At 55.2% G+C, this 26,242-nt stretch carries 20 protein-coding genes; 7 read left to right on the top strand and 13 right to left on the bottom strand.

Annotated elements, in window-relative coordinates:
* The first annotated feature begins 6 nt into the window (after nucleotides 1–6).
* Nucleotides 7–588, top strand: a complete 582-nt coding sequence (locus CA264_RS12690; RefSeq protein WP_036776144.1) for a SixA phosphatase family protein — start codon at nucleotides 7–9, stop codon at nucleotides 586–588.
* A gap of 122 nt (nucleotides 589–710) precedes the next feature.
* Complete coding sequence (locus CA264_RS12685; RefSeq protein WP_025607660.1) at nucleotides 711–1,991, top strand: DUF389 domain-containing protein; 1,281 nt, start codon at nucleotides 711–713, stop codon at nucleotides 1,989–1,991.
* On the opposite strand, the gene CA264_RS12680 is transcribed toward CA264_RS12685, so the two are convergent.
* From CA264_RS12680 to CA264_RS12655, 6 genes are all read right to left on the bottom strand, one after another.
* Complete coding sequence (locus CA264_RS12680; RefSeq protein ID WP_025607658.1) at nucleotides 1,992–2,423, bottom strand: RDD family protein; 432 nt, start codon at nucleotides 2,421–2,423, stop codon at nucleotides 1,992–1,994. It abuts the gene before it with no gap.
* Nucleotides 2,424–2,592: 169 nt separating this feature from the next.
* Nucleotides 2,593–3,063, bottom strand: coding sequence for an RDD family protein (locus tag CA264_RS12675; RefSeq protein WP_025607656.1), 471 nt, complete (start codon nucleotides 3,061–3,063; stop codon nucleotides 2,593–2,595).
* A gap of 116 nt (nucleotides 3,064–3,179) precedes the next feature.
* Entirely contained in the window at nucleotides 3,180–4,178 is a 999-nt protein-coding gene (locus CA264_RS12670; protein ID WP_025607655.1) for a c-type cytochrome, read from the bottom strand.
* Nucleotides 4,179–4,400: 222 nt separating this feature from the next.
* Nucleotides 4,401–6,041, bottom strand: coding sequence for a M16 family metallopeptidase (locus CA264_RS12665; protein WP_025607654.1), 1,641 nt, complete (start codon nucleotides 6,039–6,041; stop codon nucleotides 4,401–4,403).
* Between the two features lie 45 nt (nucleotides 6,042–6,086).
* The gene (locus CA264_RS12660; protein ID WP_036776141.1) at nucleotides 6,087–7,445 is read right to left on the bottom strand and encodes a M16 family metallopeptidase; all 1,359 of its coding nucleotides are present in this window, start codon (nucleotides 7,443–7,445) and stop codon (nucleotides 6,087–6,089) included.
* Between the two features lie 328 nt (nucleotides 7,446–7,773).
* Nucleotides 7,774–8,394: a MarC family NAAT transporter gene (locus CA264_RS12655; RefSeq protein WP_025607650.1), complete on the bottom strand. Its 621-nt coding sequence runs from the start codon at nucleotides 8,392–8,394 to the stop codon at nucleotides 7,774–7,776.
* Between the two features lie 163 nt (nucleotides 8,395–8,557).
* On the opposite strand from CA264_RS12655, the gene CA264_RS12650 reads away from it, so the two are divergent.
* Nucleotides 8,558–9,688: a 5-(carboxyamino)imidazole ribonucleotide synthase gene (locus CA264_RS12650; protein ID WP_025607649.1), complete on the top strand. Its 1,131-nt coding sequence runs from the start codon at nucleotides 8,558–8,560 to the stop codon at nucleotides 9,686–9,688.
* Between the two features lies 1 nt (nucleotide 9,689).
* Nucleotides 9,690–10,217, top strand: coding sequence for a 5-(carboxyamino)imidazole ribonucleotide mutase (gene purE, locus CA264_RS12645; protein ID WP_025607647.1), 528 nt, complete (start codon nucleotides 9,690–9,692; stop codon nucleotides 10,215–10,217).
* Nucleotides 10,218–10,286: 69 nt separating this feature from the next.
* Here purE and CA264_RS12640 read toward each other — a convergent pair whose 3' ends face one another.
* From CA264_RS12640 to CA264_RS12615, 6 genes are all read right to left on the bottom strand, one after another.
* A complete protein-coding gene (locus CA264_RS12640; RefSeq protein WP_025607646.1) occupies nucleotides 10,287–11,543 on the bottom strand; it encodes a porin family protein in 1,257 nt (418 codons plus the stop codon).
* Between the two features lie 189 nt (nucleotides 11,544–11,732).
* Nucleotides 11,733–13,661: a molecular chaperone DnaK gene (dnaK, locus tag CA264_RS12635; RefSeq protein ID WP_025607645.1), complete on the bottom strand. Its 1,929-nt coding sequence runs from the start codon at nucleotides 13,659–13,661 to the stop codon at nucleotides 11,733–11,735.
* Nucleotides 13,662–13,883: 222 nt separating this feature from the next.
* Entirely contained in the window at nucleotides 13,884–14,495 is a 612-nt protein-coding gene (locus CA264_RS12630) for a hypothetical protein (protein WP_025607643.1), read from the bottom strand.
* A gap of 51 nt (nucleotides 14,496–14,546) precedes the next feature.
* Nucleotides 14,547–15,062, bottom strand: coding sequence for a hypothetical protein (locus CA264_RS12625; protein ID WP_025607641.1), 516 nt, complete (start codon nucleotides 15,060–15,062; stop codon nucleotides 14,547–14,549).
* 191 nt (nucleotides 15,063–15,253) lie between these two features.
* Nucleotides 15,254–16,621, bottom strand: a complete 1,368-nt coding sequence (locus CA264_RS12620; RefSeq protein ID WP_025607639.1) for a dihydrolipoamide acetyltransferase family protein — start codon at nucleotides 16,619–16,621, stop codon at nucleotides 15,254–15,256.
* A 193-nt stretch (nucleotides 16,622–16,814) separates the two neighbouring features.
* Nucleotides 16,815–18,074 (bottom strand): competence/damage-inducible protein A, encoded by a 1,260-nt coding sequence (locus CA264_RS12615; RefSeq protein ID WP_025607637.1) that lies wholly within the window; start codon nucleotides 18,072–18,074, stop codon nucleotides 16,815–16,817.
* 147 nt (nucleotides 18,075–18,221) lie between these two features.
* Between CA264_RS12615 and CA264_RS12610 the strand changes: the two genes are divergently transcribed.
* The 3 genes from CA264_RS12610 (at nucleotide 18,222) to CA264_RS12600 (ending at nucleotide 23,701) form a co-directional block, all read left to right on the top strand.
* Nucleotides 18,222–18,953 carry a DUF4197 domain-containing protein gene (locus CA264_RS12610; protein ID WP_025607636.1) on the top strand — a complete coding sequence of 244 codons (732 nt, stop codon included), beginning with the start codon at nucleotides 18,222–18,224 and terminating at the stop codon, nucleotides 18,951–18,953.
* Nucleotides 18,954–19,099: 146 nt separating this feature from the next.
* A complete protein-coding gene (locus CA264_RS12605) occupies nucleotides 19,100–20,380 on the top strand; it encodes an erythromycin esterase family protein (protein ID WP_025607634.1) in 1,281 nt (426 codons plus the stop codon).
* 387 nt (nucleotides 20,381–20,767) lie between these two features.
* Entirely contained in the window at nucleotides 20,768–23,701 is a 2,934-nt protein-coding gene (locus tag CA264_RS12600) for a two-component regulator propeller domain-containing protein (RefSeq protein WP_025607632.1), read from the top strand.
* 137 nt (nucleotides 23,702–23,838) lie between these two features.
* On the opposite strand, the gene CA264_RS12595 is transcribed toward CA264_RS12600, so the two are convergent.
* Nucleotides 23,839–26,199, bottom strand: coding sequence for a glycoside hydrolase family 3 N-terminal domain-containing protein (locus CA264_RS12595; RefSeq protein ID WP_071784596.1), 2,361 nt, complete (start codon nucleotides 26,197–26,199; stop codon nucleotides 23,839–23,841).
* Between the last annotated feature and the right edge of the window lie 43 nt (nucleotides 26,200–26,242).

The raw sequence follows: 26,242 nt of genomic DNA, 5'->3' as shown, positions 1-26,242 counted from the left end.
CATTACATGAAAAGAACTTTACTTCGACAGGTATGGCTCCTGTTGCTGCTGTTAACTGCTGCGGCCTGTCGTCAGTCGCCTGGCGGGCAGGAGGGGAGCGTCGCCGTTGTTAACCCTGTTGACAACAACGCCCAACCTACGGTGGTGTACCTGGTGCGCCATGCCGAGAAAGACATCTCTAACCCATCAGAACAAGACCCGGACCTGACGCCGGGAGGGCTGGCACGGGCGGAGGCGCTGCGCGACCTGCTGGAGGAGCAGGAGATCGCCGCCCTCTACACCACCAAGTATAAGCGCAACCGGAGCACGCTTCAGCCTTTAGCTGAGGCAGAGGGGCTGCAGATGAAGGTGTATGAGGCGCATAGCTTCAACAGCCTGAAAGACACCATCCTGAAAGACCACGCGGGGCAGACGGTAGTAGTGGTTGGGCACTCCAACACGGTTTTGCCTATTATTGAGGAGTTTGGGGCAAAGCGCCCGGTGCCGGACATCTCGGAGACACAGTACGACTACCTCTTTAAAGTAACCGTTCTGCCGGACGGCACCGCGACGGTAGTAACAGTTAACTACGGGGTAGCGAGCCGCTAAGTACCCGGCTTCTATTCTCCTTCCGTAAAAGCCTGCGCCTTTCCCCGGCGCGGGCTTTTATGTTCCAGGCTAACTCTAATGCCACCCGCAGCCGTAGTAGGTAGTATAATCAAGGACAATATATGCGCAGGTTAACGATAAGAGTAAAGGAAGGACAAGGCGAAGAGATAAGAAAAATTGCAGAAGAGCACCAGGGCAAGAACCTGATGGTGCAGTCGATGGCAGAGGGGGAACTGGTAACAGTACACCTGAATAACCAGCTGGTTAGCAAGTTTATTGATAGTATAGGCCAGTACGAAGATGCGGAGATCAACCTTATACCCCGTGGCGTGATAACCCTGTATCCCCCAAAGGGAAGTGCGCCAGACCAGGTGACGGACGTCTCCAACCGAAGCCCGATCGAGATCTTTCTGGGAGGCCTGCAAAGCGTGGGCTCTAAAACCGGCTTGATCATTTATTCTATTGCGGGAGGCATTCTGGTGTGGGTTGGGTTTTACACAAACACAAGCTACCTGCTGGTGGCTGCCATGCTGGTCTCCCCGTTTGCCGGCCCTGCTATGAATGCAGCTTTAGGGGCAGCAGCGGGCAAAATGGGCCTGCTCAGGCAGAGCCTGCAGCGCTACTTTATGGCCATTGGGGCGGCCATCCTCACCACCTATCTCATTTCATTGGTTATGAACCACCAGCACGCCACCACGCTGATGGTAAGTGTGAGCCATATCTCTGTCGTTACCTTTCTGCTTCCGTTGGCGGCAGGAGTGGCAGGGGCCGTAAACCTGATACAGTCCGAGCGCGACAGCCTGGTGTCAGGTGCGGCAGTGGGTATGCTGGTGGCTGCTTCGCTGGCGCCTCCTACAGGCCTGATAGGCATGTCGCTTAACTTCGGCAACTGGCAACTGATCCGTAGCGGCGTTTTTCTGTTAATCTTTCAGTTGGCGGTCATCCAGCTCTCAGCAGCCACCGTGTTCAGGCTGCTGGGTAATGTAACGGTAAAAGGCGTGCGCTTCGCCACAGGTAAGGAGTATGTGTTTAAGCTTTCGCTGGGCTTATCGGCTGTGGTTATAGCCGGGATGCTTTACTGGCAGTTCTCGAACCAGCCTGCCTTGCAGAAAGCCAGCCTCAGCACCCGAATTACGGAGGTGATGCGTTCAGAGCTGAATAAGCTGGAGGGCATAGAGACCATCGAAGTAAGTGCCCGGTTTACACGCGGCACGCTGCCTGATTTAAACCCGGTTATCTGCGAGCTTTACCTTTACAACCGAAACGACTCCTTAACTGATGAGCAGGCAAAGCAGCTGATTCAGGATATACTGTACAAGCGTATCAAAGCCAAGAACTGGAAAGCAGACCCGATGTTCAACATCACCATGCTGGACTACCAGGGAAAACCCGCGAAAAAGTAACTAGCGCTCTACCACCTGTGAGTCGGCCAGGCGGTCATGGAAAGTGCGGCGGGAGTCGTAGGCGGAGTCTGTCAGGAACCGGAAGAGCAGCATAAGGGCCGAAACAGGCCTGGCGAAAAAGCGAATGGTGGCCGCTTTAATGGTGAGGCGGTCGCCGGCCGCGTCGGTTACACGCAGGTTCATGAGGTGCTTGCCCAGGGTGCCCTGGCAGGCGCAGGTTTCAGTGCCTGCAAAGTATAGCCAGGCAAGCAGCAGGTGCAGCAGGCGCTCCGGCTTAAGAAGCAGCGCCTGTTCGTTGCTGCTAAAGGTGTAGAAGTCAGTGACTGCTACCAGGGTGAGCAGGAGCAGCACATCGAGCGAAAAAGCCATCAGGCGCGTGCCTAGGTCTGCAAGTGCTGCTTTGTTCTTACTCTGGGTATAGGTCGTTTGCATAGGCCGTTTTCATGTCACGTCCTTTTTTATACTTGTAGGCGCATGCTTAGTTGCAGGGTGAGCGGTAATTTTTAGAATGTAAGTAGCTTATTTATCACAGTTTTATAAAAGCAATGCCAGCGCCGGAGGCGCTGGCATTGCTTTTAGCGTTATGGTAGGCAGGATACTTCTAGGCTTGCTGGTTTCCCGGGTGCTGCAGCACGAGCGTATTCGCCAGTTTGTCGTGCAGGGCCTGGCGGCGTGCGGTAAAGGCAGCCATCAGGTAGCCGATGAGGAGAATAAGGCCCGAGAGCATTTTCCCGAAATAGCGGCCGGAGGCACGGGCAAAGGAAATGCGGTAGCCGTCGCTGTCTGTTACAAAAATACCGAGCATCTGCTTGCCCAGTGTGGCCTGTTTGGCTGAACTCTCAAAGCCGGCATAGTAAAGCCAGCCAATAAACGCGCTGATGCCGTTCATTTTCAGGCGGTTCTCTATGTCGTCCAGCTCCGGCGCCAGCGGCAGGCCCAGTACAGAGAGGACCACGGCCATGACCAGCGACATAATGAGGGCATCAATAAAAAAGGCCGCCAGTCGTGTCCAGAAGCTGGCGTAGGCAAGGGTAAGCGGGGTATTTTCTTCGTCTTGTGCGTAAAGTTGCATGCTAATAGCTGTTCTTGGCAGCGATGATACGACATCCGATCCAGACCTGCAACAAAAAAAGCTGCCCGCAGAGCAGGCAGCCTTCGGAGTACAGGGAAACGCCTGAGAGCGGGGCACTATGATTTGGCAGGGGTAAAGCGTGTGACTTTGTTCCTGTTAGGCTCCAGGCTCATCAGGTACTTGTAAATGGCGCGCAGGTCCTCCTCTTTCATGCCGGCGTACATTTTCCAGGGCATCAGCGTCTGAAAATCGCCCGGAGCGAGCTGCTTGGCTGTTGCTTTTTCGTCCGCATACGTCTTAAAGCGCTTAACAAAGGCATCCTCCGACCAGGTGCCGATGCCGGTGCCTTTGTCTGGGGTGATGTTGGCAGAGCGCAGTACTGCCCCGTTCGGAAAGGTAAAGGCCATGCCGCCGGCCATAAACTTACCTGCAACAGGTGCGCCTTTATCCTGGGGGGTGTGGCAGTCGCCGCAACCGCCAACGGTAACGAGGTACTTGCCATAGGCCAGGTCATCATTCAAGGCTGTTTTATCAAACGCTGGGGGCGTATCGTTTGAGGGCATGGTGCGCAGGATCAGGTTCATCGGGAAGTCGGGGTCTGACTCCGGCACTTTATGCTTGATGGGCGCAAGGGTTCGGATGTAGGCCACAATGGCGTACGCATCTTCGGTGGTGAGCTGGCTGTACGATTTGTAGGGCATCACCGGGAAAAGAGGTTCTCCGTCCTTGCTCACGCCTCTGGTAATGGCGCGGTACACCTCCCCGTCGGTCCAGGTGCCGATGCCGGTCTCTTTGTCTGAGGTGATGTTTTTGGCGTAAAACGTGCCCGGGAACCCCAGGGAGTGGTCAAACCTGTCGCCGCCTTTGCCGAAGGTGCCCGGCACCGGCGGTGCTGCCAGGCGGGAGAAGTCGCGGGTGGAGTGGCAGTCGATGCAGACGGCCACATGGTTTGCCAGGTAACGGCCGCGCTCTATCTGGGCAGCCGTCCGATCCACGCTGATGTTGGGGGCTGCATCAACGTTAGGGAAAGCGTACTGTAGGTAGATGATGCCGGCGGCAATGGCCACCATCGCCACCACCACTACATAGCCAACAATCTTCAAGGCTTTTTTCATTCGTTTATGTTCGCGTTAAGTGTTTGATGATCCGTGTAAGCAAGGGGAGCACAGGTGCAGAAGAGTTGGTGAATATCAAAACAAAGTATAAATAAATCAAAAATATAGTAGAATAATACCTTTGTGTTTTAGTGTAGCCTACCGTTTGCCGGGTGGAGCGAAACAAAAAAGCCGCAGACGTACAGTCTGCGGCTTTCGCTGTGCCTTTGTAAGTATAAAACTTTAGCGGAAGGTGTCTTTACTGTCGATTATCTTGACGTCCTTCACATTCACTCTGTAGTTGGCAATCACATCGTCTTCGGCCAATACCTCCTGTGGCAACCCTTCCTTTACCAGGTTGGAGTAGCTCATCGGCGAGGGTGTGTTGTTTAGCAGCGCCTGCTTCAGAGGCTCCGCCTCGCTGTCGTCGGTTACGATGGTGATAAACATGTTGTCGGTCTGCCAATACTTTTTCACAGCCTTGTTCACGTCCTCTACCGTCAGGTTTGCCAGCAGGCGGTCCATCTCCTCAATGTAATCCTGGCGGCCGTAGAAGCGGGAGTCCATCAGGAAGCCCAGTTGCTTCTCGGTTGTCTGGATGTAGAGCTTCATGTAAGAGCGCAGGAACTTGCGCGTCAGCTCAAACTCCTCCTGCGTCATGCCATTCTTGATCAGGTTATCCACTTCGCGGATGGCCAGACGGAGCGCAAAGTGCGCGTGGCCCACATCAATGGTGTCGAGCTCGGCATACTGCTTTTTCAGGCCCTCGGCGATCTGCACCGGCCTGATCCAAAGGGCAAAGTAATTGGAGGTGCGGGGCACGTTCGGGTTGGGCAGCTGGAAGGAGCCGCCCTGGTCGTACCACTCAATGTAGGAGTAGTCGCCGTAGTTCATGGAGCGGGTCGTGCGGATCTTGTCGTACAGCTTGCCGTAGCTTTTGCGGTGCTCGCCTAAGTAGGAGTTGGCTACCATCAGGGCTGCAAAGTCATCGGCAGAGCGAGTAACGGGCATCGGGGTGCCCGTGAAAATGGCGGAGCCCAAAGCATCGCTCTTTTTGATGATCTCTACCTGCACGCCGTCGGGCTTGTTCGGTTCAGCGGCGTTCGGGATGCTAGGGTTTACATCCGACAGCTGCGCCACATCCGCCTTCAGCTTGTTCAGGAAGTCCTGGCTGTAGTTACCGGCAATTCCGATCAGCACGTTGTTTTCGGTAAAGTAGTTCTGCCAGTGCTTCTTTACATCATCCAGGGTGATGTTGGGAACGGTGGCGGAGGTTCCCTCTACCACATGCTGGTAGTTGGTGCCCCGGAACAGCAGGTCTTCCAGCGCCTTTTTGCTGTACTCTTCATCCGAAGAAGCCCGGATTACCTGGTCCACGAAGTTCTGCTGGTTAGACTTTACACGCTTAAAGTCGTCCTCGGCAAAAGCAGGCTGTAAAAGCAGGCCACGCACAATCGGGTAGAACTCGTCCAGGAAATCCTGGTGCACGGCAAAGGTAAAGGTGGTGACCTCTTTGTCTACGTTGGCGTAGTAGTTGGCCGCCCACGGGTAGATCTTGTCTTTGATCTGCGCAACCGGCATTTCCTGCGTACCGGATTCCGTGACCATCTGGGCGGTCGTATAGGTCAGGCCTTTTTTGTCGGCAGGGTCTACCATAGAGCCGTTTTTGAACATCAGCTTGATGATCACCTTATTCGACTCCGGCTGCTTTAGCTCGACCACTTTGCCGGGGCCAAATGCCTGGTTGGCATCAAAAGGAGCCGCTGTGGCTGTAGTGGTTGTAGCAGTTGCTTGGGTGTTGGTTGGCTGGGATGCCTGCGGCTGTTTGGCGCACGAGGCGGCCAGCAAGGCGACAGGCAGTATGTATGCAGCTATTTTTTTCATGCTATTCAAGTCTCTTTGTCTTTATACTTTGGTGTGCGTCCGGCCTTATTTTACCGGTGACTTCTCCGTTGGGGCGATCGTGCCTACCGTCATCGTCTCGGTTACGAAGTACTTCTTGGCGGCATTCATCAGGTCCTGCGCCGTGATGCTGTCGTATACTTTGTAGATGTTGTTGAGCGACTCCGGATTGCCCGAGAGCCAGATAAAGCGGGCCAGGGAGTTGGCAATCGCATCCGGGCTGTCCATGCTCATGGCAAAGCTGTACTTGATGCGGGACTTTGTTTCCTCGATCTTTTGGGCATCTATCGGCTTTGTTTTCGCATCCTGCAGGGCCTTCATCAGCTCATCCTTTACATACTGCATGTCCTTTGCGTCCAGTAGCGAGGCAGACACGGAAATCAGGTTCGGGTCGCGGGAGAACTGCGGGCCGCCACCGATAAAACGCGCCTTCTGCTCATTAACCACCAGCTTGCGGTACAGGTCGGAGTTTTCGGCGAAAAGTATGGTAGAGAGGATGCTCAGGGCCGGCAGGTCTTTGTCTTTGTCGGAGAAAGCGGGGCCTTTGAAGTTCAGGCTCAGGTAAGGCGGGAAACCTTCCTGCTTTACGTGCGCGTAGCGGGTTTCTTTCTGCTTCGGCTCCGTGGCGATATCCGGCTTATAGCTGCCGCGCTTCCAGTCGCCGAAGTACTGCTGCGCCAGGTTGTTTACCCGCTCCGGTGTTACATCGCCTACCACCACGATAGTGGCGTACTCCGGGCGGTAGAAGCGGTCGAAGAAGGTGAGGGAGTAGTCGTACTGGTTGGGCATGTCTACCACGTCCTCAAAAAAGCCCATGGTGGTGTGGGCGTAGGTGTGTTTCTTAAAGGCGGTGCTCACCAGCTTCTCGTACAGCTGCTGGTAGGGGCTGGCGGAGTTCTTGGTGTACTCGCCTTTCACGGCGCCGGCCTCTGTTTTAAAATCGTGCACGCTGTACTTCAGGTTCTGGAAACGGTCGGCCTCAATCTCGAACATCTTGTCGAGCATCTCGGCATTGCCCGTCATGTGGTACACGGTGCGGTCGATGGAGGTGTTGGCGTTGGCGGCGGCCCCCATGGCTTTCATGATATCGCCGTAGGCCTCCTTGCTGTACTTCTCGGTACCCCGGAACATCATGTGCTCAAAGAAGTGCGCAAAGCCGGTTTTGCCTTTCTCTACTTCCTCGCGTGAGCCGGCGCGCACTACAATATAGAAGGCGGCCAGGCCGGGGCTGTTGTAAGGCACCGTTACCACGTTCAGGCCGTTATCCAGCTGTTTCTGGTGGATAGGGTAGGGCAGGATGTTGTTTTGCTGGTTGCCTTGCTGTGCCATTGCCGTAGTGACGGTAAAAGCCAGCAGCAGCAACAGAGCGACTAATCTGTGTCTCATTTTGTTGGGTTTAGTTTTGATTCTGTAATGCCCGCAGGCACATATATCCTTATAAAGTTACTCAAAAGCGGGTTTACGGGCAAAGGATGCGCATGGATTGTGGTTTCTACTGCACACAGGGGCGTTTTAGCACATAACCTGCCGATGAGTGGTGAAGCCGTCCGGCTCCCGGCTGCTCTTGCTTTGGCGGCCTCCCCGCAAACAGGGCCGAAAACCTCCAAGGCACCGGCTTGGGGTTCAGGCTTAGTATCATATTGAGGTTCATATTAAGGTCCAGCGCGATAGCCACTGCTGCGGTGCACCGGGGCGTGAAGGAAAAAGAGCCCCGCTACTCTGTAAAGAACAGGGCCGTGAGTGCTGACACAATAAAGTTAACCCCGATGGAAAGCACAATAAAACCCATGATGCGGGAAAGCGCCGCCAAACCGGACTTGCCCATAAAGCGCGTAAGCTGGTGCGAAAAGCGCAGGATAACGTACGAGACAACCGCCAGCAGTATAATGCCGATCAGGATCATGACCATGTCCAGGTAAGAAAGCGAGGTGGTGAACAGGCCTATACTTACGGCGATGGCGCCGGGGCCGGAAAGCATGGGCATGGCAAGCGGCGTGAAGGAAATGTCTTCCTTCTGCTGCCCTTCCTCCACCACATCCGGGGCGATTTTCTTTTTGCTGCCGCCCGGCGAGAGCAGCTCAAAGCCGGCGCGCATGATCATGAGGCCACCCGCAATGCGCAGGTCGTGGATGCGGATGCCGAAGAAGTTGAGCACGTACTGGCCTGCCAGAAAAAACACTGCCAGAATGCCCACCATGTATAAACATGCCTTCAGGGCCTGCTGGTTGCGCTGCTCGGCGGTATCGTCCTGGGTGAGGGTAAGGAACACCGGCATGGCACCAAACGGGTTTACAACTGAAAAGAGGGCAGAAAGCGTGGCAAGTATAATTTCCATATAAAAGTAAGTACAGCTGAGTATGGCCTAGGATTAAATATAGGCCTTTGCGGATGTAAATCAAAAATAAGCAGCTGTACGAGAATAATAGTTTCAGAGGTTACCTTTTGTCTCCGTTCATAATCGTTATTTTTGAGGAGAATCAACCAAACCGTTACAACACATGAAAGGAGAAGTAAAGCTAGGCATACTTGGCGGCGGCCAGCTGGGGCGCATGCTGATGCAGGCCGGGCTCGATTTTAACCTCTACACGCTGGTGCTGGACCCCGACGAGAATGCCCCGTGCAAAGACATCTGCAACGAGTTCTACGTAGGCAGCTTCCGCGATTTCGATACGGTGTATGAGTTCGGGAAGAACTGCGACATTCTCACGATTGAGATTGAGCACGTGAACGCCGACGCGCTGGAGAAACTCGAGCAGGAAGGCGTAAAAGTGTACCCCGACGCTAACACCGTGCGCACCATTCAGGATAAAGGGCTGCAGAAGGAGTTTTACAAAAAGCACAGCATCCCCACCTCCGATTTTGTACTGCTTAAGGAGAAGGGAGAGCTACAGCAGCATACGGACTTCCTGCCAGCCTTCCAGAAGCTGCGCCGCGAGGGCTACGATGGCCGCGGCGTGACCCGTTTAACCGGCGAGGCAGACTTCGGAAAGGCCTTTGAGGAGCCGTCGGTGCTGGAGAAACTGGTGGACTTTGAGAAGGAGATCTCTGTGATTGTGGCCCGCAATGCGCGTGGTGAGGTAACGGCTTTCCCGGTGGTAGAACTGAGCTTCCACCCGGAGCACAACCTGGTCGACTCCCTCTTTGCCCCGGCCAACGTGCCTTACAAGCTGCAGCGCCTGGCCATAGAGATTGCTACGCGCGTAATCGAGAGCTTCGGCATGGTGGGTATCCTTGCCGTGGAGATGTTCCTGACCAAAGACGGGCAGATACTGGTAAACGAGGTGGCGCCGCGTCCGCATAACAGCGGGCACCACACCATCAAAGCCAACTATACCTCGCAGTACGAGCAGCACCTGCGGGCCATCCTAAACCTGCCGCTGGGTGCTACCGATATCCAGAGCGCCGCCGTTATGCTGAACCTGCTGGGTGAGCCGGGCTACGACGGGGAGGCTGCCTATGAGGGGTTGCAGGAAGCGCTGGCGGTACCAGGCGTGTACATCCACCTGTACGGTAAAAAGTACACGCGCCCGGCCCGCAAAATGGGGCACATCACTGTGCTGGGAGAAAACATAGAAGAGGCGCAGCAGCGTGCCGAGCAAATCAGAAACGTAATAAAAGTAAAAGCATAACATGGCCGAGGAAACGACACATTCACAAGCCCTAGTAGGCATCATCATGGGCAGCCAGTCTGACCTGAAAGTAATGAACGCTGCCGCTGAGATACTGGAAACGCTGGGCGTGCCCTACGAACTGACAGTGGTTTCGGCGCACCGCACGCCGCACCGCATGTTTGAGTACGCCGAGAACGCCCGTAAGCGCGGCCTGAAAGTAATTATCGCCGGAGCTGGCGGCGCGGCGCACTTGCCGGGTATGGTGGCCTCACTTACCACCCTGCCCGTGATTGGCGTGCCTGTTAAGTCCAGCAACTCCATTGACGGCTGGGATTCCGTGCTGTCTATCCTGCAGATGCCGGGCGGCATACCCGTGGCCACTGTGGCCCTTGATGGTGCCCTGAATGCCGGCATACTTGCCGCCGAGATCATCGGAACCAGCAGTGCCGCTGTGGCCGACAAGCTGGAGAAGTATAAAACCAGCCTCAAGGACAAGGTGATGCGCTCGGTGGAGGAGCTAAAAAGAGGGGACCGGGACCTAGATTAAGTAACCTTATAAAAAAGAAAGGCGCTTCTATACTTTAGCAGCGCCTTTCTTTTTTATGCGGGTGCAGTTTTAAAAGCCGTATCCCACCAGTACATACACGGTGCTGACTATTGACTTTATGCCGCTGATCGATGATATACCATTGTTTGCCTCATATCGGGCCTCCAGTGAAAGGGTACCTGTCGGAAGTGGGTAAGTTAGGCCGGCGCCCGCCGTTATTCCTTCCATAAAGCTACGAAAGCCGTCGGTTGTGCCGTTGCCTGGGATAGCCGGATAAGTGTGGGAGTAGGTGGTAGAGCCGCTGAGGGTGTTAACCTTTGTTACCTCGTTGGCGTCTTTTACGGCATACCCAACCACTACCCCTGCATTAAAATAAGGCTGTATAAGCCCACGGGGAAGCGTGTAGCGGAGCTGGACCGGAAGCTTAAGGTGCGCCAGGTCAAACGAAACATCGTAGGCGATAGAGCTCCCGTACTGCCCTTCCTCTGTAAAGGTAGCCGTGTGGTTACTTGCTATGTACAGAAGCTCCATCTGTACTGAAAGCTTTTCGTTCAGCTTCGGGAGGGTCGCATTGAAGGCTAAACCGCCCCCGACATTTACATTGTTTTCGAAGGGTGCGTGGCGGAGGTAAGTATCTCCTGTAAAGTTTAAACTGGTGCTGTAAAAAGCAGCCACAGGGCCGACTGTCAGCTTACTTTTTACCTTTTTCTGCTCATGCTGGACGCTGGCAGGGGCAACACACATATTGTACTGGCGGGTGATAGCTGCTAGCGAACTCTCTTTAAGTTCAAGGTTCTTAAGCTGCGCTTCCTTCAGGTTCGGGCAATCAGCGAACGCGTTGCCTAGCGTGCCTACAAAAACCTTGTTCGTGGCATTATAGGTTCTTCCTGTTTTCGGGTCTTTGCGGGTGTACTCGGTTTGTGTGAGCTCCAACAGGGGACCATTTTCCATAGAGAGGTAGTAGTGGGCCTCGTCAGCGGCATCACGGTATTGGTATAGGCTGGCTTTGCCCTTTATCAGGGTCTTAAGGAAGTGCCTCTGCGCTTGTTCCGTCTCCGAGGCAGGCAGTATGGTCTTAGACTCAAACAGTTTCTGCTCCACCTCATAGCCGTAGGCGCTGATGTCTTCAGGTGTAAAGCGTTGTTCCGGGCCCTGAAGGGTTTGCTTAAAGGTAGCAAACTGTGCATTGCGCCTGTCGCCGCGGTAGTCTATGTAGCCGCGCAGCGTGTCGCCGTTCTGCACAATAAAGCCTTTTCGGAAGTCCTGCTGCGCAAAGGCCGGAGCAAGGGTAAGCAGAAGCAATAAAGTTGCGTACAGGTGTTTCATAAGTTTGTTTTTAGTTATAAAAGATCAATTTGCTTTCGTTGTAATATTTGTAAATAACGATTAAAAAGTAAGATACAGAAAATATAAATTAAGGAAATGGAATATAGCAGAACGCTAAAGTTCTATATAAATAAAAAATCCCCTGCCGGTTTCCGGCAGGGGATTTTTATGAGTTGAGTTATAAGATGCTTATTTGTTGCCGTCTACTTCTTCGTAGTCCACGTCGGTTACACCGCCGTCGTTGGCTGCGCCCTGCGCACCACCGGCCTGGCCGTTGCCTCCGGCTTCGGCGCCTGGGGCACCCTGGCCTTGCGTCGCGGCGTACATCTCCTGAGAGGCAGCGCTCCACGCGTTGTTCAGGTTCTCAATGGCGCTGTCGATGCCTGCCACGTCTTTCGCTTCGTGGGCCTTCTTCAGCTCAGCCAGTGCGTTCTCGATGTTCGACTTGTTGCCTGCGGAAAGCTTGTCGCCATACTCCTTCAGCTGCTTCTCGGTCTGGAAGATCATAGAGTCGGCTGTGTTCAGCTTCTCGATTTCTTCTTTGGCCTTCTTGTCAGCCTCTGCGTTGGCTTCTGCCTCTTTGCGCATTTTCTCGATTTCCTGCTCGCTCAGGCCAGAAGAAGCCTCAATGCGGATCTTCTGCTCTTTGCCAGTGGCTTTATCCTTCGCAGTTACGTGCAGGATACCGTTCGCATCAATATCGAAGATCACTTCAATTTGAGGAACGCCACGTGGTGCCGGCGGAATATCAGACAGGTGGAAACGACCGATGGTGCGGTTATCCTTGGCCATTGGGCGCTCACCCTGCAGTACGTGAATCTCTACAGACGGCTGGTTATCGGAAGCAGTTGAGAAGGTCTCTGACTTCTTCGTCGGGATGGTTGTGTTTGACTCAATCAGTTTGGTAAACACACCGCCCATCGTCTCGATACCCAGTGAAAGCGGCGTTACGTCCAGCAGGAGCACGTCTTTTACCTCACCGGTTAGCACACCACCCTGGATAGCGGCACCGATGGCAACCACCTCATCCGGGTTCACGCCTTTAGAAGGCTTCTTGCCGAAGAACTTCTCTACTTCTTCCTGCACTTTCGGGATACGGGTAGAACCACCCACCAGAATCACCTCGTCGATGTCTGAAGTAGACAGGCCTGCGTCCTGAAGCGCTTTCTTGCACGGCTCCATAGAGCGGCGGATCAGGTCGTCAGACAGCTGCTCGAACTTGGCGCGTGTCAGTTTGCGCACCAGGTGTTTCGGCACACCGTCTACCGGCATAATGTACGGCAGGTTGATCTCTGTCTCCTGAGAAGAAGAAAGCTCAATCTTCGCCTTTTCAGCAGCTTCTTTCAGGCGCTGTAGGGCCATTGGGTCTTTACGCAGGTCCAGGCCTTCGTCTTTCTTGAACTCCTCTGCCAGCCAGTTGATGATCACCTGGTCAAAGTCGTCACCACCCAGGTGCGTGTCACCGTTTGTGGAAAGTACTTCGAACACACCGTCACCCAGCTCCAGGATTGAGATATCGAATGTACCACCGCCAAGGTCAAACACCGCGATCTTCTGGTCTACGCTCTTCTTATCCAGGCCGTAAGCCAGCGCAGCTGCTGTTGGCTCGTTGATGATACGCTTCACTTCAAGGCCTGCAATCTGGCCGGCCTCTTTCGTTGCCTGGCGCTGTGCGTCGTTAAAGTAAGCAGGTACGGTAATAACCGCTTCTGTTACAGAAGTACCCAGGTACTCCTCTGCAGTGGCCTTCATTTTCTGAAGCACCATGGCCGAGATCTCCTGTGGCGTGTACTCTCTGTCGCCGATCTGTACGCGCACGGTGTTGTTGCTGCCCTGCTGTACTTTGTAAGACACCTGCTTTGCCTCTTCGCTCACCTCGTTGTAGCTGTGGCCCATGAAGCGCTTGATAGACGCAATGGTGTTCTGTGGGTTTGTGATCGCCTGGCGCTTGGCTGGGTCACCCACTTTGCGCTCGCCGTTGCCGTTATCCAGAAATGCTACGATAGACGGAGTGGTGCGGCGGCCCTCGCTGTTAGGTATAACAACCGGTTCGTTACCTTCCATTACGGCAACGCAAGAGTTTGTAGTACCTAAGTCAATACCTATTATTTTTCCCATTCTATAGTTTTATTTATAGTTGCTGATTTAAATTCTTTTTATGGTTACTACTGTTTTAACAAGGTATGTGCCAAGGGGGAAATATAGGGGAGATTATGTCATTATGTCAGGAGAGGGGCACCAGTGGCCGGACACGGAACGGCTTGTCGGAAAGTACGCGCTCGCACTGCGACATATTTTCTGAGCCGGTCGCGGGGCTCTGCCAGCCGCACTGCCGTGCTGCTAACGGAAGCCTTCCTGTTGCGGAAGCTTGCCGGCAAGCCTTTTTACCTCCTGCCGGTATGCCGGCAGCACATCGCTCAGCCCTTCTTTGGCTGCGGTATAGCCTATCTCCACCTGTCTCTCCCCAAGCCTGTAAGCCAGCAGCCCCTGCTCTGCCTCCGTCAGGTAGTAGAGTTTAGCTTGCCCCGAGGATGTGGAGATAAGGTAGGTCCGGAAAGTGAAGTTGTTTTGGATGCGCTGCTGGGTGGGAGGGCGGTTTTCGAGGTAGCGCTGCGTGACGACGGTGTCAACGGCGACGTTGCTCTGCACCTGCGTGATGCTGCGTATCTCTCCCTCGCTAAATAACCATTGCTCTACCCGGTGAGGCCCCTGTTGCTGTGCCTGGTAGCTTGCCTGGCTCAGGTCGAGGTTGGCTACCAGCGCGAACAGCTGCAGGTCCTGGGCCAGGCCTTGCAGCGAGGGGTTCAGGGTGCTGTTGTCGCTGATAAAGTAGCGGTTGCTTTGCTGTAGCTTCGCCAGGTCCTTTTGCAGGTCCTGCTGCAAGTGTAGCTCCGGAGTGTCGGTAAGCATGAAGGAGAGCAGCAGCGGGAGCAGTGTTTGTAATAGCGTCATGTCGGGCTGTTTTATACCTTATACTTCCCCTGCTCTCGTGTTGTGCAGGGCTTATAGTTTGGAGTTGTCGATCACCTTCCAGCTAATGTTGCCGTTGCTGACCTCGTACTTCAGGATCATGTAACCGCCGATGTGGCCGTCTTCATAGTAGGCCATGGCGTAGCGGTCGTTGAGGATGCGGCTGTCACGGATGGCCATGGAGCCGCCCAGCACGCCGTCGGTTGGGATGAGCTTGTCCTGTTTGCGGTTCAGGTCGTTTTTGAGGGCCGCTTCCGGGTTCTCCAGGCCTTTGCGCTGCAGCCGCTGAATGTCGCCCTGGCTTAACGTGCCCAGCTCATCCACAAAGGCAGCGCCTCCCGGAGGCACCAGGCTCATGGTGTCAGGGGGCAGTACCATGTCTTCCAGCGAGTCTACGGCCTCCGTCTGCTCCTCCAACTCCTGGTCTATCGCTTCCACCTGGTTATCGGCAATGCTGAGGCGGCTTTCTGCCTCGTTTTTCTGCCAGTAGAAGTACAGGGCCAGGAAGAGGAAAAGGGCGGCTACTATCCAGGGTAGGGTGTTTTTCATGTCGTTTTATACTGTGCTGGCAGATGAAGGTTTTAAAGTATAGCAATTTGCTAATTTATACTTTGCCTGTCGCTAAAGAAGCCTTGTTTCTTTCACAGCCTGACAAAATAAAGCCTGCTCCGGTAAAGAAGCAGGCTTTATACGTGTGCTTTAAGTCTTTTGCCCTAGGGCAAAAGCTCTTGCTGTTACTGTTAAATCGTCTGGTTCACGTCAAAGTTCTCCAGGTAGTCCGCCACACGGCGCACGAACATGCCGCCCAGTGAGCCATCCACTACGCGGTGGTCGTAGGAGTGCGACAGGTACATGAAGTGGCGCACGCCGATCAGGTCGCCTTCCGGAGTCTCGATCACGGCTGGCTTTTTCTTGATCGCGCCCACAGCCATAATCGCTACCTGTGGCTGCATGATGATGGGCGTACCCATTACGTTGCCGAATGAGCCTACGTTAGACACCGTGTAGGTGCCGCCAGCCAGATCGTCCGGCGTCAGCTTGTTCATACGGCCGCGGTTGGCCAGGTCGTTCACCTTTTTGGTCAGGCCGTTGAGGTTCAGCTGGTCCGCGTTCTTGATGTTCGGCACGATCAGGTTACCGGAAGGCAGGGCCACGGCCATACCGATGTTGATGTCTTTGTGGCGGATGATAGTGCCACCGTCCACCGACACGTTGATCATCGGGAAGTCTTTGATGGCTTTGGCGATGGCGTCGATGAAGATCGGGGTGAAGGTCAGGTTCTCACCTTCGCGCTTCTTGTACTCGTTCTTCCACTTGTTTCTCCAGTTCACGATGTTCGTCACATCGGCCTCCACGAAAGAGGTCACGTGCGGCGAAATGCGCTTGCTGTCCACCATGCGGTCGGCGATCATCTTGCGCATGCGGTCCATTTCGATCAGCTCTACGTTGCCGCCGTAAGAGGCCGCCGGCTTTACCTGAGGAGCGGCTTGCGGCTGTGCCTGCGGTGCGGCTGGAGCCGGGGCAGCCTGTTGCTGCGGCTGCTGGGCAGGGGCCTGCGCCTGTGGTGCGGCAGCCTGCTGTGGTGCATTCTGGCGGTTCTCCACATAAGTCATGATATCCTTTTTGGATACACGACCCTCTTTGCCAGTGCCAGGCACATACTCCAGCTCCTGCATCGAGATGCCTTCTTCGCGGGCTATATTGAGCACCAGCGGAGAGTAGAAACGGCCGGAGGCTGGTTGGTCCAGCTTGGCGAAAGACTCGCTTGGAGCGGAGGCAGCGGCAGTTTGCTGTGGAGCGGCTTCAGGCGCAACAGCGGCAGGAGCCTCGGCAGAAGCAGGAGCAGCAGCGCTGCTGGTATCCTCGCCGTTGGTAGAGATAACGGCGATTGGGGCGCCAACGGCTACCACGTCACCCTCCTGTACCAGTATCTCCTTCAGTACGCCGCCCTGCAGGGCCGGTACCTCTGTGTCCACCTTATCTGTAGCTACTTCCAGCACCGACTCATCCTGCTCAATGGTATCACCCACGTTTTTGAGCCATTTCAGAACGGTACCTTCCATGATACTCTCGCCCATCTTGGGCATAACCATTTCTACAAGTGCCATATGTGTCGTTATTCGTTTTTTTCGTTGATCGTTTTTCGATTCCGGGTATAAGTATAGATCAGAGCAAATCACACAAGGAGCAGGTTCATTCCATACTTTCGGCAGGCTTTACGGGCCCGGGTAAAAGTGTTGTGTCTTGTGTCCTGATACTTGTGTCTTTTTTAACTTTGCAAACAAAGTTAAGGAATTTAGCCTATTCCTCAACCGTAGTGTTCAATCTTTGGCGCACCAGGTTCAGTACGGCCATGGCGGTGTACTCGATATTCAGCAGCCTGTCTTTGTTGAAGTGGAGTAACTTGGCCACCGTGCGGTCTTTGTCGGCGTAGGCGATCCAGATGGTGCCCACGGGCTTTTCTGCCGTGCCTCCGTCCGGGCCGGCGATGCCGCTGGTAGCCACGCCAATGTCTGTGCCAAACTTCTGGCGAACGTTCCGGGCCATCTCGCGCACGGTAGCCTCGCTTACGGCGCCGTGCTGCTGCAGGGTTTCAGGTTTTACCCCCAGCTCCCGCACTTTTACCTCGTTGTGGTAGGCTACGATGCTGCCCTGGTAGTAAGCGGAGCTGCCGCCTATACTGGTGAGTTTGTGCGCCAGGAAACCGCCGGTGCAGCTCTCGGCGGTGGCTATGGTGAGGCCGCGCTCTTTCAGCAACTGGCCCACAGCCTCCTCCAGCTTTACCTCGCCGTAGGCAAAAATATGGCCCGGGATGATGTGCCGGAGCTTTTCGACCTCCTGCTGCAGCTCCTGCTCCAGTACCTCGGCGGCTGTCCCCTGGCCGGTCAGGCGGAGGCGCACGCCGCCCAGGTGCGGCAGGTAAGCTAGCTTCAGGTGCTCGGGCAGGCCCATTTCCCATGCTTCCAGGCGGTCGGCCAGTATGGACTCGGGCAGGCCCACGGTTTGCACTACTTTATGGATGATGTGGGGCGTGTCGAAGTACTGCTGCAGCTGAGGAAGCACAGTGTCGGTCATCATGCGCTTCATCTCAAACGGTACCCCCGGCATCGACACAAAGACTTTGCCGCCCTGCTCAAACCACATGCCCGGCGCGGTGCCCAGCACGTTACGCACTGGCGTGCAGGCCTCCGGCAAAAACGCCTGCTGGCGGTTGAGCTCTGTCAGCTCCCGGCCCCTGGCCTTAAAAATCTCAGTTACGTCGGCTAAGGAAGGGGCGTGCAGCTTCAGCGAAGTATGGAAGTAGGAGGTAAGCACCGTCTTGGTCAGGTCGTCTTTGGTGGGGCCCAGCCCGCCGGTCATCAAAATAACGTCTGCGCGGGTCCTGGCGTCGTCCAGCGCCTTGATGATGTGCTCGGCGCTGTCGGAGATGGAGGTGATCTGCTTTACCCTTACGCCGATTTTCGTGAGCTCGGTGCCCATCCAGGCGGAGTTGGTGTCCACAATCTGGCCGTAGAGAATCTCATCGCCTATGGTGATTATTTCAGCAATAACTGCTTTCATAAATGTATTGGTCTGATTTATGCGTAGGTCTTTTAAACCCGCAAAAGGAAAAGTTGTTGCCTAAACAGGCGTACATAACGTCACACAAGATACAAGACTTTTCTTTTCGTGGCTTTTGAATTAACTTCCCGTTTATTAACCCAATTTATGAAGAAATTACTTTACACCTCTTTTATAGCTGTGGCGCTGGGCACGGCTGCCTGCACGGTTGCCGATGTGCAGCGCACCATGGATAGCGTAAGGGCCGCCGGCGCGAACGGAGCGCTTACCCAACCCGAAGTGGCGGCTGGCCTGAAACAGGCGCTGGAGGTAGGCATTAACAATGGCGCCAGCAAGGCCTCGCAAACCAACGGGTACTTTGGCAACCCGCTCATCAAGATCCCTTTTCCGGAGGATGTGCAGCGCGTGGAGAACACCCTGCGCCAGGTAGGGCTGGGCAACGAGGTCGATAAGTTTATACTTACCCTGAACCGTGGGGCGGAGGACGCCGCCAAAAGCGCGGTGCCGATCTTCGTGAACGCCATCAAGCAAATGACCATACAGGACGCCTGGGCCATCCTGCGCGGCGAAGACGACGCGGCGACCAATTACCTGAAGCGCACCACGTCGGAGCAGCTTTACAGCGCCTTTAACCCCATTATGGTCAAGTCGCTGGAGAAAACCAATGCCACCCGCTACTATACCGATGTGGTGAACCAGTACAACAAGATCCCGCTGGTGCAGAAGGTAAACCCCGACCTGGACGACTACGCAACCCAGAAGGCCATCGACGGCCTGTTCCTGCTGGTGGCGCAGGAGGAGGAGAAGATACGGGAGAACCCGCTGGCGCGCACCACGGAGCTGCTGCGCCGCGTGTTTTCACAGCAGAACCGGTCGTAAGCCAGGTTATACCCTTAACTAAGCTTTGCACCCGCTTTACTCATAAGTAGAGCGGGTGCTTTTTTTTGTGGAACATAAACTGCTCAACAAAAGTACAATACAGCAAATTTACGGCAGGCACAGGCTGCGTTTAAGCGAACACAACTATGGGAAACAAACCTTTTCACTATACCGCACTTACGAAGGAAAAAGACCTGGACACGTTGATCAGCGAAATCGGGGACGCCCGGGTGGTCATGCTGGGGGAGGCCTCGCACGGCACCTCGGAGTACTACACCTGGCGCACGGCCATCTCCAAACGGCTGGTACAGGAAAAGGGCTTCAACTTTATAGCGGTGGAAGGTGACTGGCCTGAGTGCTACGCCGTGAACAGGCTGGTAAAGGGCTACCCGAACGCGGGCAGTAAGATTGCGGATGTGCTGCAGGTGTACCGCCGCTGGCCCACCTGGATGTGGGCCAATTGGGAGGTGGCCGCCCTGACCGAGTGGCTGCGCGAGTACAACAACCAGCGCAACGGCAAAGAGAAGGTGGGCTTCTACGGTTTGGATGTATACAGCCTGTGGGAGTCGCTGGACCAGATCGTGCGTTTCCTGGAGCGTAACGACGGGCAGGCCGCCGAGGCGGCGCGCCTTGCCATCAACTGCTTTGAGCCCTTTAACCGCGACCCGCAGACCTATGCCCAGGCCACGGCCTTTGTGCCGACCGACTGTGAGAGCGAGGTGGTCGAGATGCTCCAGAAAGTGCAGCAGCAGCGTACCTTCACCGATGACCCGGAGCAGGATTTCAACACGAAGCAGAACGCGCTGGTGGCTGCCAATGCGGAGAAGTATTACCGGGCCATGGTGCGGGGGAGCAGCGAGTCCTGGAACGTGCGTGACAGCCACATGATGGAGACCCTGGACCGGTTACTGGAGTTTCATGGGCCGGAGGCCAAAGCGATTGTGTGGGAGCACAACACCCACATCGGCGACGCCCGCTACACCGACATGGCCGATGACGGCATGTTCAACATCGGGCAGCTGGCCCGGGAGAAGTACGGCCGGGAGAATGTGAAGCTGGTCGGTTTTGGCTCCTACCAGGGCACCGTTATTGCCGGGAGAAGCTGGGGCGCCCCCATGCAGAAAATGGACGTGCCGCCTGCCGTGGAGGGAAGCTGGGAGGAGATGCTCCACAACATCAGCACAGATGACAAGATCATCCTCTCTGCCGACCTGAAAAACGTGCCGGAGCTGCAGCAGCGGATCGGCCACCGCGCTATTGGCGTAGTGTATGACCCCAAGTATGAGATGTTCGGCAACTATGTTCCCACTGTTATCCCCGAGCGATACGATGCCTTCCTCTATTTCGAGGAAACCGAGGCTGTGCACCCGCTCCGCATGAAGAACCGCGGCGGAAAAGAGCCGGACCTCTACCCCTGGAACTACTAAAGCCTTGCCACTATGGGAAAGTACGATGGAGCGGGTGCCTGAGAAGGCTCCCGCTTTTTTTTGTGGCCCGCTGTGTACAGCTGCCTGGGTACAAGCCGGTTTGTTAGCGGGCTGTGGCTGCCACAGGGTAGGCGCGCTACGTAAGTGAGTGCTGGCTTTTTGAAAATTCCTTTTTATTTACGAATATTAAATTATGCTTTACAATGAGTGTTGCCGGTTTCTGGTAATGCGGCAGCTCGTGCGGGCAAAAAGGGGAACACCCTGTTTCCGGTGAGCAGAGTAAAGCCGTCTGCTGCAGGCGCTCCTGAAAGTAAGGGGATAGCCGAAGGCAGGTGTAGTTATCAACTCCATATCTTAAAGCAGATCTATAGAGAGGCGGGAATTACCATGAAGAAGCTGAGTGTGTTGCTGCTGTTCTTGCTCTTACAATGCTGCCTGGCGCTGGCACAGGTAAAGAACGAAGGTATACCCTACATCAAGAACTATACACAGAAAGAGTACAAGGCGGCACCGCAAAACTGGGATGTGGTGCAGGACCATCGCGGTGTCATGTACTTTGGGAACAGTTTCGGTGTGCTGGAGTTCGACGGAAACCACTGGAGGCAGATCTCCCTGGCCAACCGCACCATTGCCCGCTCCCTTGCCGTGGATAAGGCCGGGCGTATCTATGTGGGCGGGCAGGATGATTTCGGTTACCTGCAGCCCGACAGCCAGGGGCTGATGAGCTACGTTTCCCTTAAGCAGAAAATAGCGCCTCAATACCGAAGCTTTGACGATGTCTGGAAGATCTATACTTCCGACGAGGGCATCTTTTACTGTACCGTGGAGGCCATATACCACCTGCAGAACGACAAGGTAAAGGTGTACAGGGCACCCGCATCACCAACTGGTTTTCCTTTTTTTGTGCTGAACAAGCTGTTGGTGCCTGTGCCTGCCAAGGGGATATATGAGCTGAAGAACGAGAAGTTCGTGTTGATACCCGGCAGCGAAAAGATGGCTGACTACGTGGTGGTGGCCATGCTGCCTTACAAAGACGGACAGTCGCTGGTGTTTACCGAGGAGGACGGCATTTTCGTGTACGACGGCTACAGTGGTTTTACGCCGGTAAACTGGGAGGTAGAGGCGTTTCTGAACAAAAACAAAGTATACACAGCCATTAGCCTGCCCGAGGAGTACGCCATAGGCACAGCCCATGACGGCCTGCTCATTGTGGACCAGGAGGGAGTGCCGCGGCAGCACCTGAACAGGGAGAAAGGGCTTCAGAACAGCAACGTGCGCAGCATCTACCAGGACCAGGCGGGTAACCTGTGGCTGGGGCTCAACAACGGCATCGACTATGTGGAGACAAACTCTGCTTTCACGCTTTTCAACGCCAAAAACGGTGTGCTCGGCACCGGCTATACTTCGTTGCTGCACAACAACACACTGTACCTGGGCACCAACGACGGCCTGTACTACAAGGCCTGGTCCAATGCCGAGAACCCGCTACACCCAGCGCCCTTTAAGCTGGTAGAGAACTCCCACGGGCAGGTGTACAACCTGCAGAAGATCAACGGAAAGCTTTTGCTCTCGCACCACAACGGCCCCTACGAGCTTATCAATAACACAGCACGCCGACTGTCGGGGCACCGCGGCGCCTGGATGTTTATGCCCCTGGCTTCTCACCCGGGTTACGTGGTCTGTGGGACTTACAATGGGCTTTTGCTTTACCGGTTTGTGGATGGGCAGCTGGTTTTCCAGCACAAGATCAACGGTTTCGAGGAGTCTTCGCGGGTAATGGAGGAGGACAAGGAAGGCAACATCTGGGTGGCGCACGGCTATAAGGGAGTCTACAGGCTCCGGCTTTCGGAGCAACTGGACAGTGTCAGGCAGTTGCGTTTCTACGATGAGCGGGCCGGCTTCCCGTCCAGCTTGTTTATCAATGTCTTTAAGATTGACGGGAAGCTTGTTTTCACCGGCGAGCGGGGCGTGTACAAGTATAACCCGCGCAGCGACCGCTTTGAACCGCATGAGGAGCTGGGCAAGCTCTTTGACCGCGAGCAGCACATCCGGAAGCTGACACAGGACAGCGAGGGCAGCATCTGGTTTTCGGCCGGGGATGAGATGGGGGTGCTAAAGAAGCGGAGCAACGGCAGCTATGAGGTGGAGAAGAACGTCTTCAACAAACTGCAGGGCAAGCTGATCGGCGGCTTTGAGCACATGATGCACTACAACCCGCTAAACGTGCTGATCGGTATCGACGAGGGCTTTGTGCATTACCACCCTTCGTACCTGCAGGCTAAAAGCCTAAGCAAGACCTTCTACACGCTGATCAGGAAAGTGGAAAGCAACACCCAGGCCCAGGACTCGCTTTTGTCGGGCGGTACGTACCAGAACGCCGGGCTGGTGGTGCTGCATCAGCCGGGAGAGGAGGTGCCGGAACTGCCCTATGGCCTCAACTCCCTGAAGTTCACGTACGGTGCCATCTCTTACGATGACATCGACAAGGTGCGCTACCAGTACTACCTGGAGGGGCTGGACGAGAAGTGGTCTACCTGGACTGCATCGCTGCAAAAGGAGTACACCAACCTGCGGGAGGGCACTTATACGTTCCATGTAAGGGCAAAGAACATTTACGATAAGCAGAGCGAGGAGGCGACCTATACCTTTGTGGTGCTGCCGCCCTGGTACAGGTCCTGGTGGGCGTACGTGGGCTACGCTGTACTTGCCGTGGTACTTCTTTTGCTGACCAAGTACATGGTAGGCAGGCACATCCACCACACCAAACTGCGGCTGCAGGAAGAAAAGGAGAAGGCCCTGAAGCTGAAGGAAGCGCAGCACATGGAGGAGGTGCTGCTGGCCGAAAGAGAAATTATTCGCCTCAACAACGAAAAGCTGGAGAACGAGCTGCTGCATAAGAATAAGGAGCTTACGACCTCAGCCGTTCATGTGATGCACAACGTGGAGGCGGTGCACAAGGTGCGGGACCAGCTGCACGAGACAATTGAGCTGGTTAGCTGCAAGGACACGCAGAAGCAACTCAAAAAGCTGCTTAAGTCGGTAGAGGAGGAGATAAAGTTTGAAAATAACTGGGAGCAGTTTGAGCTCCACTTCAACCAGGTGCACCAGGACTTTCTGAAGCGCCTGCGCGAGGCCTACCCAGACCTGACACACCGCGACCTGAAGCTCTGCGCCTACCTACGCCTGAACCTGACCAGCAAGGAGGTGGCTTCGCTGCTGAAGCTCTCGCTTAGGGGGGTGGAAACGAGCCGGTACAGAATCCGGAAGAAGATGAACCTGGGCCAGGAGGTGAACCTGACGGAGTTTATGCTGCACTACTAGCCTCTCTGTTTAGTTGCGGCCCCTGCAGCCAAGTATGAAAAAAGGATCGGCCACCATGGCCGATCCTTTTTTCATACTTGCGTTTACACTTGGCAGGTTTACACCGCAGAGGTTTTGCTGCCGTGGCAACAGCTGCCTCAGAACGTGTGGCCCACCAGGGTAAACTTCTGTGCCTGATCCCCGATCCGTACCTCAAACTCACCGGCCTCGATTGTTTTCTTGCCGTTTCTGTCGATATAGGCAAGATCATCCGGGGTGAGCGTAAAGGTGAGGGTTTTGCTTTCGCCCGGCTTCAGCGCTATCTTTTCGAACCGGCGCAGGCGCCTTACATCCGGGGTAATGCCACTGGCATACAGGTCGGAGGTAAACAGCTGCACCGTTTCCTTGCCCTCTCTGCTGCCGGTGTTCTTCACGGTTACAGAGACCGTAAGCTGTTCGTTGGCTAAAAGCTGCGGCTTGCTTAGCTCCAGGTTGCTGTACGTGAAGGTGGTGTAGCTCAGGCCATGGCCGAACTCGTATTGCGGGCTGTAGTCTGCCTCGTAGTTATAGACGCCTGCTACCTTGCCCTGCTCTGCTGCCGGCTTGTGTATGTAAGGCACCAAGGCATTGGGGTAGCGCGGGTAGTTGTAAGGGAGTTTGCCCGACGGGTTCACGTCACCGGACAGCACGTCGGCCAGGGCGTCGCCCCCGAAGTTGCCCGGCTGGTAAGCTTGCACCACCGCCTGTACTTCCGGCTCAATCCGGCTGATCACCCGGGGCCTGCCCTCGTTTAGCACAAGTATAACAGGCTTGCCGGTAGCGGCCAGCTTCTGTGCCAGCTCTGTCTGCAGGTCTGACAGGTACAGGTCGCTAAGGTTACCGGGGGTTTCGGTGGAGGTGTTCTCCCCAAGGCACAGAATGATGGCGTCCACCCCTTTGGCGGCTGCTACGGCCTGGTCTATGTTCTCGGCGACTTCTTCGTAGTACTTGCCGTCCGCCTTGTAGCTCACGCCGGGCACGTAGGTAACGTTCTTCTTCCCAAGCTCCTGCTGCAAAGCCTCCAGAATGGTGTTGTACTTGCCGGTAAACTCCTCTACTTTTTCGCCTTGCCAGGAGTAGGTCCAGGCGCCGTTCAGGGTGCGCATGCTGTTGGCGTTTGGCCCGGTTACCAGCACTTTTGCGGACTTGGCAAGCGGCAGCACGTTCTTCTCGTTCTTGAGCAGCGTGATGGACTCCGCCGCCATTTGGTAGGCTGCCTGCTCAAAGGCCTTGCTGCCAAACAGCGGGTAGTCTTTCGGGTTGGTGGTGGGCCGCTCAAACAGGTTCAGGGCGTACTTTACGCGGAGAATACGGCGAACGGCGTCGTTTATGCGCTCCTCTTTCACCTTTCCCTCCTTCACCAGCTCCACCAATCCGTTGCAGAAGGGCTCGTACTGGTAGGGGATCATCGACATATCCACCCCCGCGTTAACAGCCATCATAATGGCCTCTTTGTGGGTGGAGGCGACGCGGTCGCGGGTGTGCAGGTACTCAATGTCGCCCCAGTCTGTTACCACTAAACCTTTAAAGCCGAGTTCTTCCTTGAGCAGCTTTGTCAGGATGTCGTGGTTGGAGTGCACCGGCACGCCGTTTATAATGCCCGAGTTGATCATAATCGTGTGCGCCCCGGCGTCGATTGCGGCTTTAAAAGAGGGGAGGTGGTACTCGCGCAGCTCCGTTTCTGAGATCGTGGTGGGGGTTCTGTCTTTGCCCGAGGTCGGTACCTGATAACCCAGGAAGTGCTTCATGCAGGAGGCTACATGCTCCGGGTGGCCGATGTTGTTCCGCACGCCTTCATAGCCGTCTATCATCTGCACACCCAGCTCTGCCGCCAGGTAAGGGTCCTCGCCGAAAGACTCGAACTGGCGCGAAAACCTCGGGTCAGCCCCTAAATCCAGTACCGGCGAAAAGTTCCAGGGGATGGAGCTGGCGCGCGTTTCGTAAGCGGTGATTTCGGCCCCGCGCCGGACCAGCTCCCGGTTGCGGCTGGCCGCCTGGCCGATCTGCTGGGGGAACATAGTGGCTCCTGCGGTGTAGGTGGCCCCGTGAATTTCATCCACGCCGTAAATCACCGGTATGCCCAACCGCGTGTCTTTGGTTGCCACCTCCTGAATCTGGCTGATAACGCTGTACCACTTCTCCGGTGTAAGGGCGCGGTTGTTGGCCGTGTTCAGCACCGAACCGATTTTGTAGTCTACCAGGGCCTTCTTCAGCTCGGCTTCGTCCAGTTGCAGGGGCTCGATGCTGGAGTAGCGGTTTTCCCCCTTTCCAACCACGTCCAGGGTTATCTGTGCCATTTGGCCCACTTTCTCCTCCAAAGTCATTTTGGCAAGCAGCTCCTCCACCTTCTGGTCTATGTCGGTTGGGCTGGGGGTGGCCTGGGCCTTAAGAGCTTTGGAGGTTTTGCCTTTCTGGGCTTGTGCATTCGGCAGGCACGCGAGTGCGACAAGTGCGGCAAGCGCTAGGTTTTTGATTTTCATGCTGTGGTGTATAAAGGTATTCGTGTTGCTTAATTGTGACCGG

The sequence above is a fragment of the Pontibacter actiniarum genome, assembly GCF_003585765.1.
Classification (GTDB): Bacteria; Bacteroidota; Bacteroidia; order Cytophagales; family Hymenobacteraceae; genus Pontibacter; species Pontibacter actiniarum.
The sequence above is the reverse complement of the archived record's forward strand: the minus strand, read 5'-3'. Positions and strand labels throughout refer to the sequence as shown.

Bases quoted from the DNA above. Each gene is read 5' to 3' on its own strand.
- CA264_RS12690 (WP_036776144.1), top strand. From the start codon at position 7: ATGAAAAGAACTTTACTTCGACAGGTATGGCTCCTGTTGCTGCTGTTA.
- CA264_RS12685 (WP_025607660.1), top strand. From the start codon at position 711: ATGCGCAGGTTAACGATAAGAGTAAAGGAAGGACAAGGCGAAGAGATA.
- CA264_RS12680 (WP_025607658.1), bottom strand. From the start codon at position 2,423: ATGCAAACGACCTATACCCAGAGTAAGAACAAAGCAGCACTTGCAGAC.
- CA264_RS12675 (WP_025607656.1), bottom strand. From the start codon at position 3,063: ATGCAACTTTACGCACAAGACGAAGAAAATACCCCGCTTACCCTTGCC.
- CA264_RS12670 (WP_025607655.1), bottom strand. From the start codon at position 4,178: ATGAAAAAAGCCTTGAAGATTGTTGGCTATGTAGTGGTGGTGGCGATG.
- CA264_RS12665 (WP_025607654.1), bottom strand. From the start codon at position 6,041: ATGAAAAAAATAGCTGCATACATACTGCCTGTCGCCTTGCTGGCCGCC.
- CA264_RS12660 (WP_036776141.1), bottom strand. From the start codon at position 7,445: ATGAGACACAGATTAGTCGCTCTGTTGCTGCTGCTGGCTTTTACCGTC.
- CA264_RS12655 (WP_025607650.1), bottom strand. From the start codon at position 8,394: ATGGAAATTATACTTGCCACGCTTTCTGCCCTCTTTTCAGTTGTAAAC.
- CA264_RS12650 (WP_025607649.1), top strand. From the start codon at position 8,558: ATGAAAGGAGAAGTAAAGCTAGGCATACTTGGCGGCGGCCAGCTGGGG.
- purE (WP_025607647.1), top strand. From the start codon at position 9,690: ATGGCCGAGGAAACGACACATTCACAAGCCCTAGTAGGCATCATCATG.
- CA264_RS12640 (WP_025607646.1), bottom strand. From the start codon at position 11,543: ATGAAACACCTGTACGCAACTTTATTGCTTCTGCTTACCCTTGCTCCG.
- dnaK (WP_025607645.1), bottom strand. From the start codon at position 13,661: ATGGGAAAAATAATAGGTATTGACTTAGGTACTACAAACTCTTGCGTT.
- CA264_RS12630 (WP_025607643.1), bottom strand. From the start codon at position 14,495: ATGACGCTATTACAAACACTGCTCCCGCTGCTGCTCTCCTTCATGCTT.
- CA264_RS12625 (WP_025607641.1), bottom strand. From the start codon at position 15,062: ATGAAAAACACCCTACCCTGGATAGTAGCCGCCCTTTTCCTCTTCCTG.
- CA264_RS12620 (WP_025607639.1), bottom strand. From the start codon at position 16,621: ATGGCACTTGTAGAAATGGTTATGCCCAAGATGGGCGAGAGTATCATG.
- CA264_RS12615 (WP_025607637.1), bottom strand. From the start codon at position 18,074: ATGAAAGCAGTTATTGCTGAAATAATCACCATAGGCGATGAGATTCTC.
- CA264_RS12610 (WP_025607636.1), top strand. From the start codon at position 18,222: ATGAAGAAATTACTTTACACCTCTTTTATAGCTGTGGCGCTGGGCACG.
- CA264_RS12605 (WP_025607634.1), top strand. From the start codon at position 19,100: ATGGGAAACAAACCTTTTCACTATACCGCACTTACGAAGGAAAAAGAC.
- CA264_RS12600 (WP_025607632.1), top strand. From the start codon at position 20,768: ATGAAGAAGCTGAGTGTGTTGCTGCTGTTCTTGCTCTTACAATGCTGC.
- CA264_RS12595 (WP_071784596.1), bottom strand. From the start codon at position 26,199: ATGAAAATCAAAAACCTAGCGCTTGCCGCACTTGTCGCACTCGCGTGC.